General features: G+C 47.2%; 17 protein-coding genes. 3 read left to right on the top strand and 14 right to left on the bottom strand.

The features are described 5' to 3' along the window. Positions 1–140: 140 nt before the first annotated feature. The gene (locus tag ACX9GV_RS15960; RefSeq protein WP_473196174.1) at positions 141–761 is read left to right on the top strand and encodes a peptidylprolyl isomerase; all 621 of its coding nucleotides are present in this window, start codon (positions 141–143) and stop codon (positions 759–761) included. A gap of 45 nt (positions 762–806) precedes the next feature. On the opposite strand, the gene ytfE is transcribed toward ACX9GV_RS15960, so the two are convergent. The 11 genes from ytfE to ACX9GV_RS15905 form a co-directional block, all read right to left on the bottom strand. Continuing rightward, the gene (gene ytfE, locus ACX9GV_RS15955; RefSeq protein ID WP_473196173.1) at positions 807–1,472 is read right to left on the bottom strand and encodes an iron-sulfur cluster repair protein YtfE; all 666 of its coding nucleotides are present in this window, start codon (positions 1,470–1,472) and stop codon (positions 807–809) included. A 180-nt stretch (positions 1,473–1,652) separates the two neighbouring features. Beyond that, complete coding sequence (locus ACX9GV_RS15950) at positions 1,653–2,390, bottom strand: MerR family transcriptional regulator (RefSeq protein ID WP_473196172.1); 738 nt, start codon at positions 2,388–2,390, stop codon at positions 1,653–1,655. A 3-nt stretch (positions 2,391–2,393) separates the two neighbouring features. Continuing rightward, positions 2,394–2,927, bottom strand: coding sequence for a DUF3833 domain-containing protein (locus ACX9GV_RS15945; protein ID WP_037384454.1), 534 nt, complete (start codon positions 2,925–2,927; stop codon positions 2,394–2,396). Beyond that, positions 2,924–3,487 carry a hypothetical protein gene (locus ACX9GV_RS15940; protein ID WP_473196171.1) on the bottom strand — a complete coding sequence of 188 codons (564 nt, stop codon included), beginning with the start codon at positions 3,485–3,487 and terminating at the stop codon, positions 2,924–2,926. Before ACX9GV_RS15940 ends, ACX9GV_RS15945 begins: the two co-directional genes overlap by 4 nt. A 153-nt stretch (positions 3,488–3,640) precedes the next feature. Further along, entirely contained in the window at positions 3,641–4,138 is a 498-nt protein-coding gene (locus ACX9GV_RS15935; protein WP_473196170.1) for a DUF2878 domain-containing protein, read from the bottom strand. Continuing rightward, the gene (locus ACX9GV_RS15930) at positions 4,135–5,355 is read right to left on the bottom strand and encodes a class I SAM-dependent methyltransferase (protein ID WP_473196169.1); all 1,221 of its coding nucleotides are present in this window, start codon (positions 5,353–5,355) and stop codon (positions 4,135–4,137) included. Before ACX9GV_RS15930 ends, ACX9GV_RS15935 begins: the two co-directional genes overlap by 4 nt. Before the next feature lie 2 nt (positions 5,356–5,357). Further along, on the bottom strand, positions 5,358–6,074 hold the full coding sequence (locus tag ACX9GV_RS15925; RefSeq protein WP_473196168.1) for a DUF1365 domain-containing protein: 717 nt from the start codon (positions 6,072–6,074) through the stop codon (positions 5,358–5,360). Next, a complete protein-coding gene (locus tag ACX9GV_RS15920) occupies positions 6,074–7,354 on the bottom strand; it encodes an NAD(P)/FAD-dependent oxidoreductase (RefSeq protein ID WP_473196167.1) in 1,281 nt (426 codons plus the stop codon). Before ACX9GV_RS15920 ends, ACX9GV_RS15925 begins: the two co-directional genes overlap by 1 nt. Next, the gene (locus ACX9GV_RS15915) at positions 7,351–8,070 is read right to left on the bottom strand and encodes an SDR family NAD(P)-dependent oxidoreductase (protein WP_023491395.1); all 720 of its coding nucleotides are present in this window, start codon (positions 8,068–8,070) and stop codon (positions 7,351–7,353) included. Before ACX9GV_RS15915 ends, ACX9GV_RS15920 begins: the two co-directional genes overlap by 4 nt. After that, positions 8,067–8,507: a nuclear transport factor 2 family protein gene (locus ACX9GV_RS15910; protein ID WP_473196166.1), complete on the bottom strand. Its 441-nt coding sequence runs from the start codon at positions 8,505–8,507 to the stop codon at positions 8,067–8,069. Before ACX9GV_RS15910 ends, ACX9GV_RS15915 begins: the two co-directional genes overlap by 4 nt. A gap of 289 nt (positions 8,508–8,796) precedes the next feature. Further along, positions 8,797–10,749 carry a bifunctional 2',3'-cyclic-nucleotide 2'-phosphodiesterase/3'-nucleotidase gene (locus ACX9GV_RS15905; RefSeq protein ID WP_473196165.1) on the bottom strand — a complete coding sequence of 651 codons (1,953 nt, stop codon included), beginning with the start codon at positions 10,747–10,749 and terminating at the stop codon, positions 8,797–8,799. A 414-nt stretch (positions 10,750–11,163) separates the two neighbouring features. Between ACX9GV_RS15905 and cysQ the strand changes: the two genes are divergently transcribed. Continuing rightward, the gene (cysQ, locus tag ACX9GV_RS15900; protein WP_473196164.1) at positions 11,164–11,904 is read left to right on the top strand and encodes a 3'(2'),5'-bisphosphate nucleotidase CysQ; all 741 of its coding nucleotides are present in this window, start codon (positions 11,164–11,166) and stop codon (positions 11,902–11,904) included. Positions 11,905–11,986: 82 nt separating this feature from the next. Here cysQ and ACX9GV_RS15895 read toward each other — a convergent pair whose 3' ends face one another. Beyond that, positions 11,987–12,541 carry a YtfJ family protein gene (locus ACX9GV_RS15895; RefSeq protein WP_023491390.1) on the bottom strand — a complete coding sequence of 185 codons (555 nt, stop codon included), beginning with the start codon at positions 12,539–12,541 and terminating at the stop codon, positions 11,987–11,989. 384 nt (positions 12,542–12,925) lie between these two features. On the opposite strand from ACX9GV_RS15895, the gene ACX9GV_RS15890 reads away from it, so the two are divergent. Next, a complete protein-coding gene (locus ACX9GV_RS15890; RefSeq protein ID WP_037384464.1) occupies positions 12,926–13,132 on the top strand; it encodes a DUF1107 domain-containing protein in 207 nt (68 codons plus the stop codon). Positions 13,133–13,388: 256 nt separating this feature from the next. Here ACX9GV_RS15890 and paeA read toward each other — a convergent pair whose 3' ends face one another. Both paeA and msrA read right to left on the bottom strand, forming a co-directional pair. Further along, positions 13,389–14,720, bottom strand: coding sequence for a polyamine export protein PaeA (paeA, locus tag ACX9GV_RS15885; protein WP_473196163.1), 1,332 nt, complete (start codon positions 14,718–14,720; stop codon positions 13,389–13,391). A gap of 180 nt (positions 14,721–14,900) precedes the next feature. Then, positions 14,901–15,539 carry a peptide-methionine (S)-S-oxide reductase MsrA gene (gene msrA, locus ACX9GV_RS15880; RefSeq protein WP_473198050.1) on the bottom strand — a complete coding sequence of 213 codons (639 nt, stop codon included), beginning with the start codon at positions 15,537–15,539 and terminating at the stop codon, positions 14,901–14,903. Between the last annotated feature and the right edge of the window lie 11 nt (positions 15,540–15,550).

The raw sequence follows: 15,550 nt of genomic DNA, 5'->3' as shown, positions 1-15,550 counted from the left end.
GGAATGGCCCCAAGTGTTAACAATAACTTATTGTTTCTTTTTCTACGACAAAAGTCATCATTATCTACACAAGATTTTACCCGGCTTTCAGGCACTGTTATGCTGCATCTTCGACTTTTTACAGATTAAAGGAAAAACCCATGACAACCCCTTCTTTTGATAGCGTTGAAGCGCAAGCAAGTTACGGGATTGGTTTACAGGTCGGTCAGCAACTGCAAGAGTCTGGTCTGGAAGGTTTACAACCAGAAGCTTTGTTGGCTGGCTTGCGTGATGCGTTGGAAGGGAACGCACCGGCTGTACCGGTCGATGTGGTTCACCGCGCACTACGTGAAATCCATGAGCGTGCAGATGCGGTACGTCTTGAACGTCAAAAGGCAATGGCCGTAGAAGGTCAGAAGTTCTTGCAGGATAATGCCAAACGTGACGACGTGACGCAGACTGAGTCGGGTTTACAGTTCAGCGTATTGGAGCAGGGTAATGGCCCTATCCCATCCCGTCAGGATCGGGTACGGGTGCATTATACTGGCCGCCTGATCAATGGTGATGTGTTCGACAGTTCTGTTGAGCGTGGTCAGCCAGCAGAGTTCCCGGTTAGTGGAGTGATCCCCGGCTGGATCGAAGCGTTGACACTGATGCCTGTGGGATCAAAATGGCAGTTATATATTCCACATAACCTGGCCTATGGTGAACGTGGCGCCGGCGCATCAATCCCACCTTTCAGCGCATTAATTTTTGACGTTGAATTGCTGGAAATTTTGTAATAGGTTACGGCCTTGAAGCATGGGCGCCTTAGTGACGCCCTGACTTTATTGACCATTAAGGGCACGCGGGAACAACAAATTGTTCTCCAGATGGATGTGCTCCATCAGGTCGGCAATAAACGTATTGAGCCCATTATATAATGCCTGCCAGGTATTGCAGGCACCTGCCGGTGGCGTCACGTTATTGGTGAGGAATTTCACAACCTCCAACTGTTCGTCCACTTCATTATGTTCATACTCCATTACCGAAATTGGCCCCGCCGCCTGTTGCCCCATACCTTGTTTGATCAGCGGGAACAGGATCTGCTCTTCCTTCATCATATGGTTTTCAAGGCTGAGATTGATCAGATTTAACTGTTTCGCCAGCCCGCGTGGGCAAGTGGGCTTGTCGCCATGAACACGTTCGACCTTTTCTGCCATTAATACCAGCTCTGGCAACTGTTCGCGGTGACGTTGGTGGAAGCGTGGCAGAATGTAATCGATGATCTCCGACAGCGGGGCCTGATGCCAGTCGCGGTTATCTACGGAGTCTGCTGCCAGTGCAGCCAGTTCACTTTCCAATCTCTCCAGATCCAAATCTTTGCGGCTGGCAGCTCGCTCCAAGGTTTGTTTTCCTCCGCAGCAGAAGTCCAAGCCATAGTCGCGGAATAGTTTACTGGCTTGCGGGATAGCGATGGCGAGTGCGCCGAGGGATTGGCTACGATAATCCATGTTAGTGCCTCTTAAAGTGAATAAACTTATAACATGCATTTTAAATGCAATTTAAAGGGTATGCCATCAATAAAAGAGGTTAAATCGTAAGGGCGCATGGAAATGTACCCGGTTATGTAATTATTTTTTGTATATCAATATGATAGAGTGAAAATCCAATGCTGTCTGTACAACCCATGATTAACGTAACAGGGCGACCTGCAGTGATAAAACGTAATTACGCCATACCTCGCACTGTTTTTCTTCTAGTGCGGTGAGTTTGGTAGAGGTGAGTAGGATCCAATGATAATCAGGAAATAATTCAGGAGCCAATAGGGTACATGGCCATGCCAGCACTTCTATCCTCTTGCCTGCGCCTGACAATTTTAAGGCTTCCAGCCAAATCTCTGCCGGATCACTAAGCTTCCACCCTACTAAAATATATTTTTCTCCCTGAGAACGTTTATCTGCATCCAGACAAAAAGAGGTATAGCCGATAATCAGCGAATCAAGGATGGTGCGTAATGTGAGCATCGGTGCAGTATTTGCTGCTATTAACACACGTAAAGGGCGCAATACATGATCAACCAAATAACTGCGAGGGTAATCTCGTCCACAAGCAAAGAGTAACTGACGCAAGGCATCGATCTTTCCTTGTTGTAGTAGTAACAGTATTTTTTCCTGCAACTGCTGCCAGTTATTATTGGTTTGGTTGTGGTCACTTTCAAGTAGCGGTTTTATCTGGCTGACAGGGACACCCTTTTTTATCCAATCTAAGACGCTAAGTACTCGTTCAAGATCCGATTGGCTATAGAGCCGGTGCCCCCCTTCTGTACGTTCAGGCTTAAGTAAACCATAACGGCGTTGCCAAGCCCGTAATGTGGTCGGGCTAACACCACAGAGGTTGGCAAATTCGCTGATGGTATAAAGTGTAAGCATGGCCTACAGCTTTGCTGGTTTATCAAAAAACAAGGTCACGGTACCCACAGTGACACCAAACTTTTTAAGCTTGGTAAGATTAAACAGATGGTTATTATCCTGCAGGTACATCCAGTCGTCAAAACTGAGTAACCAGGTTTTTCCCCCAGTGGTGACATTCATTTTGTACTGCCAATTAAAGGTGTTTCCTACCGCCTGCCCGCTGGCGACACCTTCTATATCATTGGCAGTTCCTTCGTAACGACCATTTTCAAGACGACGTATATGCCATGTACGCTGTTGTTTCTCTCCATCGTCGTAAACAAAATTTTCATGTAGTGTCAGCGTATTATCGATAACGCTACCGACAATTTCTACATGGAAACGACGAACCTGTTTCTGGCTGAAGTCTTGTACCATCCCCCAGGCTTCTGTTTTACCGTTAAAATAATCGAAGATATCCAGTGTGGGTGTTGATGCTCGATAGTCGTTGATATCAGCACTGCATCCGGTCAACATCATGACCAGTAAACTACCAATCTTGAGTATTTTTTTCATTTAACATCTCCTGTTTCTATTCTAGATTCTCTGGTTATCATTTTGGCTCTTCCCAATAACTGTTGGCGTAATTCAGGATACGAGGTACGAGCATCTAACCAAATAGCTAGAAACCAACGACTTAAGTCGGCAGAGAGGGGGCCGCCCAATGGGGAAAAAGCAGCGGTGCTGCCCGCCGGACGATACCAGAATTGTCCCTGTTTATTTTGCAGTACAAACGCCAACTGGCTGCCGTCTTGAACATCAGGCCAGAGTTTGCGTAACAGGGCTAACCAGGCTTCACTTTGCGGCTCCTGACTCAATACGCCTAGGGCCTGCCACTGCTCACGTGTGGCATCAATTAAATCGTCGCTATCAATATTACGCCGGTAAGTAATGATTAATGCCTGATCGGTCAATGGCCCCGCATAATGACCTTCAGGAAGACGTAACTGGGAATCATAGATCTTGAACGGTCCCCAATTTAAGGTTGCAACACCGCTCATTGGCCATTGCAACCACTCATTTGCATATGTTGTGAGCGAGACAAATAACAGCAATACGCCTAGAGAGTGTTTCACATCTTTCCTCCGTTAATATACCCGTCACCATGCTTGTCATTGGGGGGCGTGGGATGGGTACCGTCATCCCGTTTCTCTACACCCAGTGAGATGATGAATCTTATCCTACAGTTCAGCACAAGCCTGGTTCAAATCGCTTCCTGGTTTTGTTGCCTAGTTACGACGTGCATAAAACTGAACATAGAGAACGTTGAATAACAAGATCAAGCCTGCCCAGCCGATGGCTAGCAAGCCGAGAGTGATAAACAGAGGCTGATGAAAAGTCATTGCGCCCATATTTTTGCCAATAAAATAGGCAAATGGCCCACCAACTGCCCCCATCACCAGCCAAATCCAGCTGGGTAACGCCGATTGCCATGTCAGCGGTGCCCAGAGACAAGCAAACATCAGCCATAATGCTAGCATCCACAAGGGGATTAACCCCGAACCATCAAATGACACGATACCTGTTGCTACCCATAGGGCATCTATTCCACTACCCACTATCGCCAGTAATAAGGCCGCTCGGCGCTGCAGTGGCGGCAATAAACACCAGACCAGGATCGCCATGGCAAGCCATAACAGAACGAATCTGTCACGGAAAAAAACCACCAAAAACCAATAGATATCAAAAGCAATAGTGGTTAATACGAGCTGCTGAGATCGACTCATGTTCTTTCAACAGTCATTTGTACCGCGCTAATGGTACGAGCTTGAAATCCCGCTTCGCAGTAACACAGATAAAATAACCACATTCGATGAAAATGGTCATCAAACCCCTGCTTGCTGATCTGAGGCCAAGCATGAAGAAAACGATGACGCCAGTGGTTCAAGGTTTGCGCATAATCAATACCCATATCAAACAGGTTACGGATCACAAAATCCGTGTGATGGGTCATGACGTTACTCAAGGCTGAGATTGAAGGCAAAAAACCGCCAGGGAAAATATAGCGCTGTATAAAATCTACACTTTGGCTATATTGTTTATAGCGCTGATCCTGGATAGTGATCGCTTGTAACACCATTTTCCCTCCAGGTCGTAGCCGTTGCTGACAGCTACGGAAAAATACCGGTAAAAAGGCTTCACCGACTGCCTCTATCATTTCAACTGACACAATCTTGTCAAACTCACCATCGAGATCGCGATAATCTTTCAGTAATACGGTGACCTGCTCAGTCAGGCCAGCCTGTGCAATACGTTTGGTACTGTAATCATATTGTGCTTGAGATAAGGTGGTGGTGGTCACTCGGCAACCGAAATGTCGCGCTGCGTATTCTGCCAAGGCCCCCCAACCGGTGCCGATTTCCAACAGATGATCGTCAGCAGTTAAAGCTAACTGCTCACACAAACGGGCCATTTTGGCGACTTGCGCTGAAGGTAAATCATTGATGCCCGTGCTAAATAACGCACTAGAATAAAGTAAACTTTCATCGAGAAACGAACGATAAAAGTCATTGCCGAGATCATAATGTGCGGCAATATTCTGCTTGGCCTGATCACGGTTATTACGGTTAAACCAGTGTTGTAATCGTGCGAAAGGCTTATTCAACCATTTGAAGCCATTTTCCAATTGATCCATCACTGTGCTGTTCTGGGCAAGAATTTCAAGCACTGAGGTTAAATCTGGTGAATCCCATTCGCCGTCCATCCATGTTTCCGCTGCGGCAATGCTGCCCCCGGAGAACAAACGACGATATACTGAAGGCGAATGGATCACCACCACCGCCTGACGAGCCGCAGCCATCTCACCAAAGCAAAATTGCTGGTTCCCCTCATGCAGGGTTAACCCCCCGCCTTTGATCTGTGATAGCAGACGAAATAAAACCTGTCGGGTTATACGAGCACGACGGGAGAGAGTCTGAGTGAGTGGATAGGTAGGGTCAGTCATGATTAAAGTTTTCTATTGCCAGGGTGGGAATAAACGGGCACGCGTTTAAGCCATAAACGCAATGCTTGCCAATAAATAGTCAGCACTGTTTTTATTGTCATAAAAGGTAATTTAATCGACAAATTTATCATATTAGCGCGAGTTAGTGCTTGCCGCTTTAGCAACAGGGTTGCATCGAATACCTTGTTATGTTGATGATTTTCAATATGTACTTGTAAGGTCTTGCCCGGTACCTTAAAACGCCAATGGTAGGTCATATCCATGGGGTTAAAAGGTGAAACATGGAAGGCTTTTGCTGTCGGCTGTGGATGATAAGCATCAACGACGTAATAGTGACGTTCGTTCCAAGGTGTATTTCTGACTTCTGCCAGTAAGTAGCGGAAGTTTCCAGCATGGTCATAGCAATAATAAAAATTAACTGGATTAAAATGGAAACCGAAATAACGCAGTTGGGTCAGTAGTAAAATTTTCCCATCGATGATCTCGCCAGTGAGCTGCCGCAGTTTATCTTGCACTGCCTGTTTGAGCGGCTGACCGAGCGGATAATCGCGATCAAAAAATGCGGTTATCCCCATGCGGTTATACGCAATGCCAACTTTATCGAGCAAAGGCAGTTCATCCAAATCCAGTAATGCCATAAAAATACGGTAGGTAAAAAAATGGTGTTTAGGATGATAGCGCCGATGGCGCAAAACGCCTTGGTACAAACAGCTATTCATTACACCAGACCTCTTACCTGGCTGAGTGCAATACCCTCTACCACATCCAAGGCACTGTGCACCCCATCTTCATGAAAACCGTTATACCAATAGGCACCACAGAACCAAGTATGACGTTGTCCATTGATATCATGACGGCGTGTTTGAGCTTGCCAGGTTTGCGCATTGAAAATAGGGTGGTGATAAACAAAACGTTGATAAACATGGCGCTCATCAATAGGCTTGTCTGGATTAAGAGTGACGCAGAATAACGGGCTGCTAGCAGGCAAGCCTTGCAAAATATTCATATTATAAGTGACGCAAGCCGGAGTATCTTCCTGCTTAGTGGGGTCTGGGTTAAGCAGATAGTTCCAACTTGCCCAGGCTCGACGCTCTACAGGCAACCAGGATTTATCTTTGTGCAGCACCACATCATTGCGTTGCCAAGATATCGCACTGAGGATCTCTCTTTCCTGTTCACTCGGGTCATTTAGTAACCCAAGAGCTTGATCAGCATGGCAGGCAAAAATAATGTTGTCGAAATGTTCCTCTCCACTTTCAGTACCAACCAGGCCGCCGCTATCGGTGCGTGTCACACTCAATACCGGGGTTGAAAAACGAAACTGCATCCGAGGAGATAACTTTTCTATAATCTGACGAACATATTCGCGAGAACCACCAGGCACTACATACCATTGGGGGCGATGTAGAATATCCAGTAAGCCGTGATTATCAAAAAAACGCAAAAAAAGCACTAATGGAAATTGGCGCATATCCTTTAAAGAAGAGGACCAGATGGCAGCTCCCATAGGCAAGATATAATGCTGAGAGAAAAAAGCATCAAACTTGTTAACGGTAAGGAATGTCTCTAAGGTGTGGCCTTCGTTGATGCCATTGTTGAGTTCTTGCTTGGCGCAACGGTTAAATCTGATAATCTCTTTTAACAGTCGCCAAAATTTTGGATTAAGCGCATTACGGTATTGAGCGAATAATGTGGTCAGCGTATGTCCATTATATTCAATCCCTGTTTGTGGATTTTGAACGGAAAAGCTCATTTCCGTCTTTTGTCCTTGTATACCCAATTCACTGAGCAAGCCGATAAAACGCGGATAGGTTCGATCGTTATAAACGATAAACCCGGTGTCTATGGCCATCTCACCTTGTTCAGTTTTAACATCCACTGTTGCTGTGTGACCACCCGCGACTGCATTGGCTTCAAACAGAGTGACATCATGATGACCAGCCAAACGCCACGCACAGGTTAAACCTGAGATCCCACTACCAATAATTGCTATTTTCATCGGGTAACCATCCGGCGGAGTAATCTGTTTTGAAGAGATAGTGGTAACAAGGCTAATAAACGCAAAACCAGACAAAAAACATACGGGAATCGGATCTCATTGTGGCCTTGATCCAGCCCCTTGATAATGGCTTTTGCTGCCATTTCAACACTGATCCGGCCTGGCATCGGAAATGTATTTTTCCGTGTAAGGGGAGTATCGACAAAACCCGGGAAAATGACCGAAATAGCAATGCCTTTAGCTTCCCAGTCAAGGCGCAAACTATTTGCCAGGTAAGTCAATGCGGCCTTGGAAGCGCCATAGGCTTCTGCCCGCGGGAAGGGTAGCCACTGAGCCGCTGAACTGACGAAGGCAACTCGGCTACCCGACTGGAGTTGTTCCTGCAAGGCATCTAGACAGTTAACTGGCCCTAACACATTGGTTTCCATTACTCTTTTGACTAAAGCGGCATCTACCTTGCCGTTATCGATGTATTCGCAGGTACCGGCACACAACACCACCAAGTCGACCTGACAATCTTGCAATGCTGCTCGACAAGCCTCGGCATCAGTCATATCAAAGGATCGTGTAATGATGTTGGCATCATATTGTTGTAGCGCAGCCAAGCGTTGCTGATCGCGCCCGCAGGCAATCAGTTTATATCCCTGCTTGGCCCAAGCCTTGACCAATTCCTCACCAATACCTGAGCTTGCCCCCGTGACTAAAATTGATTTCACTGGTTGACCCTCTTTTTCAACTGCTTAATCACCGGACCTAGTAATGGAATATGCTCATAAAGCATGGCTCCTATATCGTAGTAATCGCGTTGCCAGATAATTTTATCGTCCTGAACGCGTAATATGGAACAGCCCTCCAATTCAAGAGTGCGCCCTTTCTCCAATTTAGGATGTGAGTAGGACATGATCCAGTTTAGACAGGTCTGCTGATCTTGAGAGAAATAAGTGTCGATGGAAAATCGACAGTGAGCGGTGCGAGTCAATAAGCTGCGAAAATAGGCTTCAACTGCAGCGATCCCAGAGTGCTGACCTAAGGGATCAACCAACTCGATCTGTGGATGATAAATTAACGGGAGTAATGTGATTTTTTCACTGTTCAGCTCTGAGTAAAAATCAAGACATTTGCTGATTACTGACGGGGTGGTAGTCATCGCCATTCATTCCTTCGAGCTAAGCGTTAAATTGCAGATAGGTGATACTAACCGCTAGAGCGAATTTTGAGCAACTAACCTTGTGCTGTCGTTGTTATGTACGTTGCTGAACATTAACAGACCTTCTGAATTTGAGTGAGCAAAGTTACACGATTGTATTTTTTTGTACAACTTTGTCGATAGATTATTTGCAATTGTTTGCAAAACATTGAACCGCAGAGTGGCATTTTTCTCTATTTAATTAACGGCAAGCGGGCGATGGAAAGGGCGCATGGGAATGCGCCCGGTTATTTAATTATTTTGATTGTATATCAATTTGATAGAGTGAAAATCCAATACTGTCAGTACCCACGGGTTTCATTGGGTACTGGGCGTTCTGTTGAATAAATGCAGCGGCTTTTTCGCTGGCTGCGGTCTCAAAACGGATATCCAGCGGTTGTTGACTTTTGATGTCGGCTAAACGCCAGTTATTGTCAGCCTGAGGGCGTACCGCACCTTGTTGCTGGGTTTCTGCACTGATATAGGCTGCCAGTACTGAGCGATTTTCATCGGGTGAGGCGAAGGCGATATGCTTGTCACCTGTTCCTGCAAACTTACCACCGTAGGCGCGGTAGTTATTGGTTGCCACCAGGAAAGTGTCGTTAGGATCGATCGGTTTGCCATTGAATGTCAGCTGCTTGATGCGCTCGGCCTGGTTATTAATTAGCTCGCATTCACCGTTATAACGTGCGGGTTGAGTGACATCAATCTGGTAATTGACACCATCGATTACATCAAAATTATAGGTGCGGAAGCCATCCCAGTTGATTAACGCTTGTGGTTTGCTGCTGTTGACATCGATTTGATTGAACTGCCCAGCGGAACATTCCAGCCACTCTTTTACCTCCTTGCCGCTGGCTTTGACTACCACCAGCGTATTGGGGTAGAGATAGAGATCAGCTGCATTGCGGAAGGTGAGTTGGCCTTTTTCAACTTCGACAAAGCTGGCGGGATCATTCTTGCGTCCACCGACTTTAAAGGGTGCGGCGGCGGCGAGTACCGGCAGGTCGGCCAAATCCGGATCACCTTGGATATAGTGTTTAACGTAAGCTCTTTGTGCATTATTAACGATCTGGACGCTAGGATCATCCTGCACCAAAGCCAAATAGCTGTATATGTTACTATCAGATTTGCCGATAGGTTTACCGACAAAATCACGTGTTGCCAGGTGATCTTCCGCCAGGATCTTCAGTAATGCGGCATCTTCATCTGCCAGCGATTTCTTGTTCTCTTTGTCATAGATTGGTCGGGCTTCTGCTTTTGCTGCGGTGACCTGCCAACGGCCACTGTCGTTATTTAACTGGAGATCGATGACCCCGAGATGATCACCCCACTGGCCTGGCATCACTGCGGGTACACCGTTGAGTAACCCCTGGTTGATATCCGCCCCCTGAATTTTGGCAAAATCCGCGCTGGGGAATATCGCGTGAGCGTGGCCGAACATGATGGCATCAATACCCGGCACTTGGCTGAGGTAGTACACCGAATTTTCAGCCATGGCTTTGTAAGGCTCACTGGAGAGGCCAGAGTGCGGGATGGCCACTACCAGGTCCGCCCCTTGCTTACGCATCTCTGGCACATAGTGCTTGGCGGTTGCGGTAATATCGTTAACCGTGACTTTTCCTTGCAGGTTGGCTTTGTCCCAGCTCAGGATCTGTGGCGGTACAAAGCCGATGTAGCCAATCCGCAATGTATGTGTTTTTCCATCGCGATCTTTTACCGGGGTATCGACAATAATATAAGGTGTGAACAACGGCTTTTTCGTGGTTACATCAATGACGTTGGCATTAATGTAGGGGAATTTGGCACCAGCCAGTGCGTTTTTCAGGTAGTCTAGCCCATAGTTGAATTCGTGGTTGCCGATGTTGCCCACCACATAATCCAGGCTGTTCATCGCCTTGTAGACAGGGTGAATATCCCCTGTTTTTAACCCTTTGGCGGCCATATAGTCCGCTAATGGGCTACCCTGAATAAGGTCACCATTATCCACCAGTACACTGTTGGTCACCTGCTGGCGAGCCTGGTGGATAAGGCTGGCGGTGCGAACCAGGCCGAATTTGTCAGTGGGCTTATCTTTATAGTAATCGAAGTCCATCATATTACTATGCAGATCAGTGGTTTCCAGCACACGCAGGTCAACGGTGGCGGCCTGCGTTGCGGCACAAACCAATAAGGCTAAAGTGGATAATCCCAGAGAACGTTTAATCATTGGCTATCTCCATATTGTAATGATTCCTGTGCGGTTTCTAACGGTAGCGCGTCTGGCAGAAGGGACTTATCCTACCGTCTGGCTGTTGTTCGATAAGCATTGAGGAATGAGTGATACCCTTTATCACTCAAGCTACAAGGGTGTTGGCTACGGTTCCTCGCCCCCATTGGCAAAGCAGCAAGCGTTGTTGAACATGCAGCGGGTTCTGTCTGGCAACTTGAATGAACTTAGGTATGTATCTCAAATATTTATGTAACTATCATTTGATACCTCGCCAAAATGTGAAGTTTGGCAGAAAATTTATCCATGTAACCTGCAGATGCATAAAGTTGTGATAGCGAAGCGTTGTTGATCAAATACTGTGAGTTGCTGGGAAGAGGGTTCCCCCATAAAGCTGAATGTGAGAGGCGCACTATGTTAGAACAGATTTGCCAATTGTCGCGGGAAGCCGGTATGGCAATCATGGCGGTATATCACGGTGAACAACCCCTTGGCGTAGAAAAGAAACCAGACGACTCCCCCGTCACCGCTGCGGATCTGGCGGCACATCATATTATCAAACAGGGGTTGGCGGCGCTGACACCTGATATTCCCCTACTGTCAGAAGAGGATCCGCCTGCCTGGGAAATCCGCCGCAACTGGCGACGTTACTGGTTAGTGGACCCACTTGATGGCACCAAAGAGTTTTTGCAGCGCAACGGTGAATTCACCGTCAACATTGCCTTGATTGAAGAGGGGGAAGCGGTGATGGGGGTGGTTTACGCCCCGGCATTGGATGTGTTGTATCTGGCTGAGCGCGGTAAAGCCTGGAAAGAGGAAGCGGGTTGTCGGCAAGAGATCAATGTCATTCCTGCTCAACTACCCGTGGTGGTGGTTAGCCGCTCTCATGTTGATGATGAGTTACGTGAATATTTACAACAATTAGGTGAACATCAAACGATTCCGGTCGGTTCATCACTGAAATTTTGCCTGGTGGCGGAAGGAAAAGCTCAACTCTACCCACGTTTTGGACCAACCAATATTTGGGATACCGCCGCAGGGCATGCTGTGGCGGTGGCAGCGGGTGCTCAAATCCATGATTGGCACGGTAAACCATTATGCTATACCCCCCGTGAGTCTTTTTTGAACCCGGGTTTTCGGGTATCTCTGTTTTAGTCTGGCACTGTCCTGCCGTTGCCTGGATTGATTCAAGTTGCAGCTGATATTGCTGCAACTTGAAGAATGAGAGGTATCAAGGCTATTTTAGCAGTTGATGCAGTAACGCCATCACCTGTATTACCTCTTGCGGAGTCAGTGCGCCCTCTTTGGCAAACTGGATCTTGCCTTCTTTATCCAGCACTACCATCGCCGAGCCTTTGGGCTGTAGCTCCCAAGCCTTCAGGACGATGCCATTACTGTCGACAATAAATTGTGACCAAGGAAACTCCTTCTTGCTGTCCTCTATACTGTTACGGACAAACATGGCGGTACCGATAATGGCATCATCGGTATTAATGATTGTCGTCGTTTGGTAATAATCATGAGGTAGTTTGGCTGCCTTGATGGCATCAATCAGCGGGGTGTTTATCTCTTTGGCTGAGGTGCGACCAGCAATATGCTGTACCACGCGCACTTTTCCATTGAGCTGAGCACTACTCCAGGTTTTGTAGCTAAACTGGTTATTAAGGTACAACAGTTCCCCTTTGTCACTGACCCCAGTGGGGGGCACACGCTGTTGGAGCTGGAAGTTGTGGGCGCTGGCTAACATGGGCACTAACAGTAACGAGATCACTAATAGGATACTTTTTTTCATGTGTGCTCCGGCATCAAGGAATACGTGTTGACCAACATTAGATGCTTAAAGCATAGGTAACCATCAGAGGTCTGTCCTGTTAGCGGGTTGCAGTTTTCCCTTGCTCTGAAGAGACGTTAATTTTGAACTTATATGCTAATAAAGTTAATTAACTCCATGAGAAGATCGGCATATAACCGTAGGTGTAGTTAATTCATCTATTTTTGTTGTATAATATAGTTTATTAAAATGTGATTGATTGCATTCGGATGTTGAAGTTGCCACTTTGGCCACTGACTGAATGCAGGGAGCTCTGCCCGAGTTCTTCAAGTTGCCGGGCAAAACGCAGCGTGTGTTGAACCCTGCTTGAATGGCAACGGGTATAATGGAAGGAAAGCGAAAAGTATGAAAATTTTCCAGCGTTATAATCCACAAAGAGTGGCTAAGTATGTCAAGATTTTGTTCCGAGGTAGGCTGTATATCAAGGATGTGGGGGCGTTTGAGTTCGACAAAGGCAAAATTCTGCTGCCAAAGGTACGTGATTTACGCCACTTTAGTGTGATGTCTGAGGTCAATCAGCAGGTGTCGTTGTTACAGGCAGAAATAGGCTAAAGGTGGTATTGCCATCGTCATTCAAGTAGCACATACCCGTCGTCAATGAAGCTGCAGCGGTGTTGGCTGCGTTACGAGGTCCGTCCGTGGACCTCGCCCCTTTCTGGGCCGCCGCCAGCGGCGCGTTACTCGGCCCATTAGGGCCTTGCTCCTGCGGAGCCAGCGCAAGCGCTGTTCAAAACGCGTTGCGTTTTGTCCTGCAATTCCATTGAACTTCGGTATAGAACTCTGGCCGCTTGAGTGACGACGAGGATATTTATACCGGAGGCAGAGTATCTTCTGCTTTGGGGTGAACCAACGCTGGCTTATCGCTCAGTCTGGTAACCAACAGTTGGTCGATTTTATAGCTATCGATATCAACAACTTCAAACTTGTAGCCAGCATACTTTACAAAATCTGTACGTTTTGGGATCTTGCGCAGCATATACATCATAAAACCACCGATGGTTTCGTAATTGCCTGACTGTGGGAATTCATCAATATCCAGTACACGCATCACGTCATCAATGGGGGTTCCCCCTTCAATCAGCCATGAGTTTTCATCACGGGCAACAATTTGCTCTTCTTGGCCTTGCCCCACCAAGTCACCCATCAATGTGGTCATGACGTCGTTCAGAGTGATAATACCAACTACCAGTGCATATTCATTGAGGATCACCGCAAAGTCTTCACCCGCAGTTTTAAAGCTCTCCAATGCTTCTGACAGTGTAAGTGTATCCGGTACGATTAACGCAGAACGGATTTGTACGCCATTGCTTAATGCCAGACTCTGGTTCCCCAAAACGCGGTTTAGCAGGTCTTTAGAGTCCACATACCCGACAACCTGATCGATATGCCCATCACAGACCAGGAATTTGGAGTGAGGATGGGTAGAGATTTTTTCTTTGATACTCTCTTCACTTTCACGCAGGTCGAAGTAGATAACGCTTTCACGGGAAGTCATCGAAGAGGGTACGGTACGTGATTCCAGCTCAAAGACGTTTTCAATCAGTTCATGTTCTTGTTTGCGCAGTACCCCAGCCAGTGCACCGGCTTCCACTACCGCATAGATATCGTCAGAGGTGATATCGTCGTTACGCGCCATTGGCAGTTTAAACAGGCGGAAGATCAGGTTGGCCATTCCATTGAAGAACCAGACCAGTGGGCGGCAAATCATGATTGAGAAACGCATTGGGTTGATGATCCGCACCGCAACGGTCTCCGGTGCAATCATACCGATGCGCTTCGGCGTTAAATCGGCGAACAGAATGAACATACTGGTCACCAGTACAAACGAACAGATAAAACTGACTTGTTCAGCGATCTCTGGTGACAGAAAACGCTCGAAAAATAGTTTGAAACTGGGTGAGAAGGCCGCATCACCGACAATACCACCAAGGATGGCCACTGCGTTGAGCCCGATTTGCACTACCGTAAAGAACAGCCCCGGTGTTTCCTGGAGTTTAAGGACTTTGAGGGCATTGATGTTGCCTTCATCAGCCATCAATTTAAGTTTTATCTTACGGGAAGCAGCCAGAGAAATTTCTGCGAGCGAAAAAAATGCGCTCACCGTGATTAGAAAAAGAATCAGCAAAATACTGTTTAACATAATCTATCCATTCGTGCCGACGCGACGGAATGTCAGCGCTCTTTTGGAGGGGGTAATACCGTGTAAAAAATGAATCATAGTGCACGATGTGCCGTGCTGTTAAAAATGGGGCCACCCATGCAGCCCGCTACAGTATAGCAGTTGCCCCATCAGGGTAGCCAGTGGTTAAAAATTAACAGGTTATCCTTGAGGTGGCAGGCAGACGCCAATCCCTCCCAAGCCACAATAGCCATCAGGGTTTTTATGCAGATACTGCTGATGGTAATCTTCGGCATAGTAGAAAGGTAGAGCGGGCAAGATTTCGGTGGTAATGGTACGTTGATCACCCGCCTTGCTCATGGCTTGCTGGAAACGCTGCAAACTCAACGCTGCTTCTGCTTGTTGCTCGGTATTAGTATAATAAATGGCAGAACGGTACTGGGTGCCGATATCGCCCCCTTGGCGCATACCCTGGGCCGGATCATGGTTTTCCCAAAACACCTGTAGCAAATGGCGATAATCGGTGATGTTGGGATCGAACAGGATGCGTACCACTTCAGCATGGCCAGTCTGTCCGCTACACACTTCACGATAAGTTGGGTTCGGTGTGTATCCACCACTATAGCCTGCGGCGGTGCTGTAAACCCCTGGTTGCTGCCAAAACAAGCGCTCAACGCCCCAGAAACAGCCCATGGCAAAGATGGCAACCTCCATGCCTTCTGGTACGCTGGTCATGTCGTGGCCAGTCACGGCATGCGTGCTTGCTACTACCAGGGGGGTAGCACGCCCCGGAAGTGCACTTGCTTTATCGACGTTTTCAGATTTATCAAAAGATTGAATCACGATAGACT

Source organism: Serratia sp. 25CWL12 (assembly GCF_055790885.1).
Note: the sequence above shows the minus strand (reverse complement) of the source record. Positions and strands in the feature narration are given on the sequence as shown.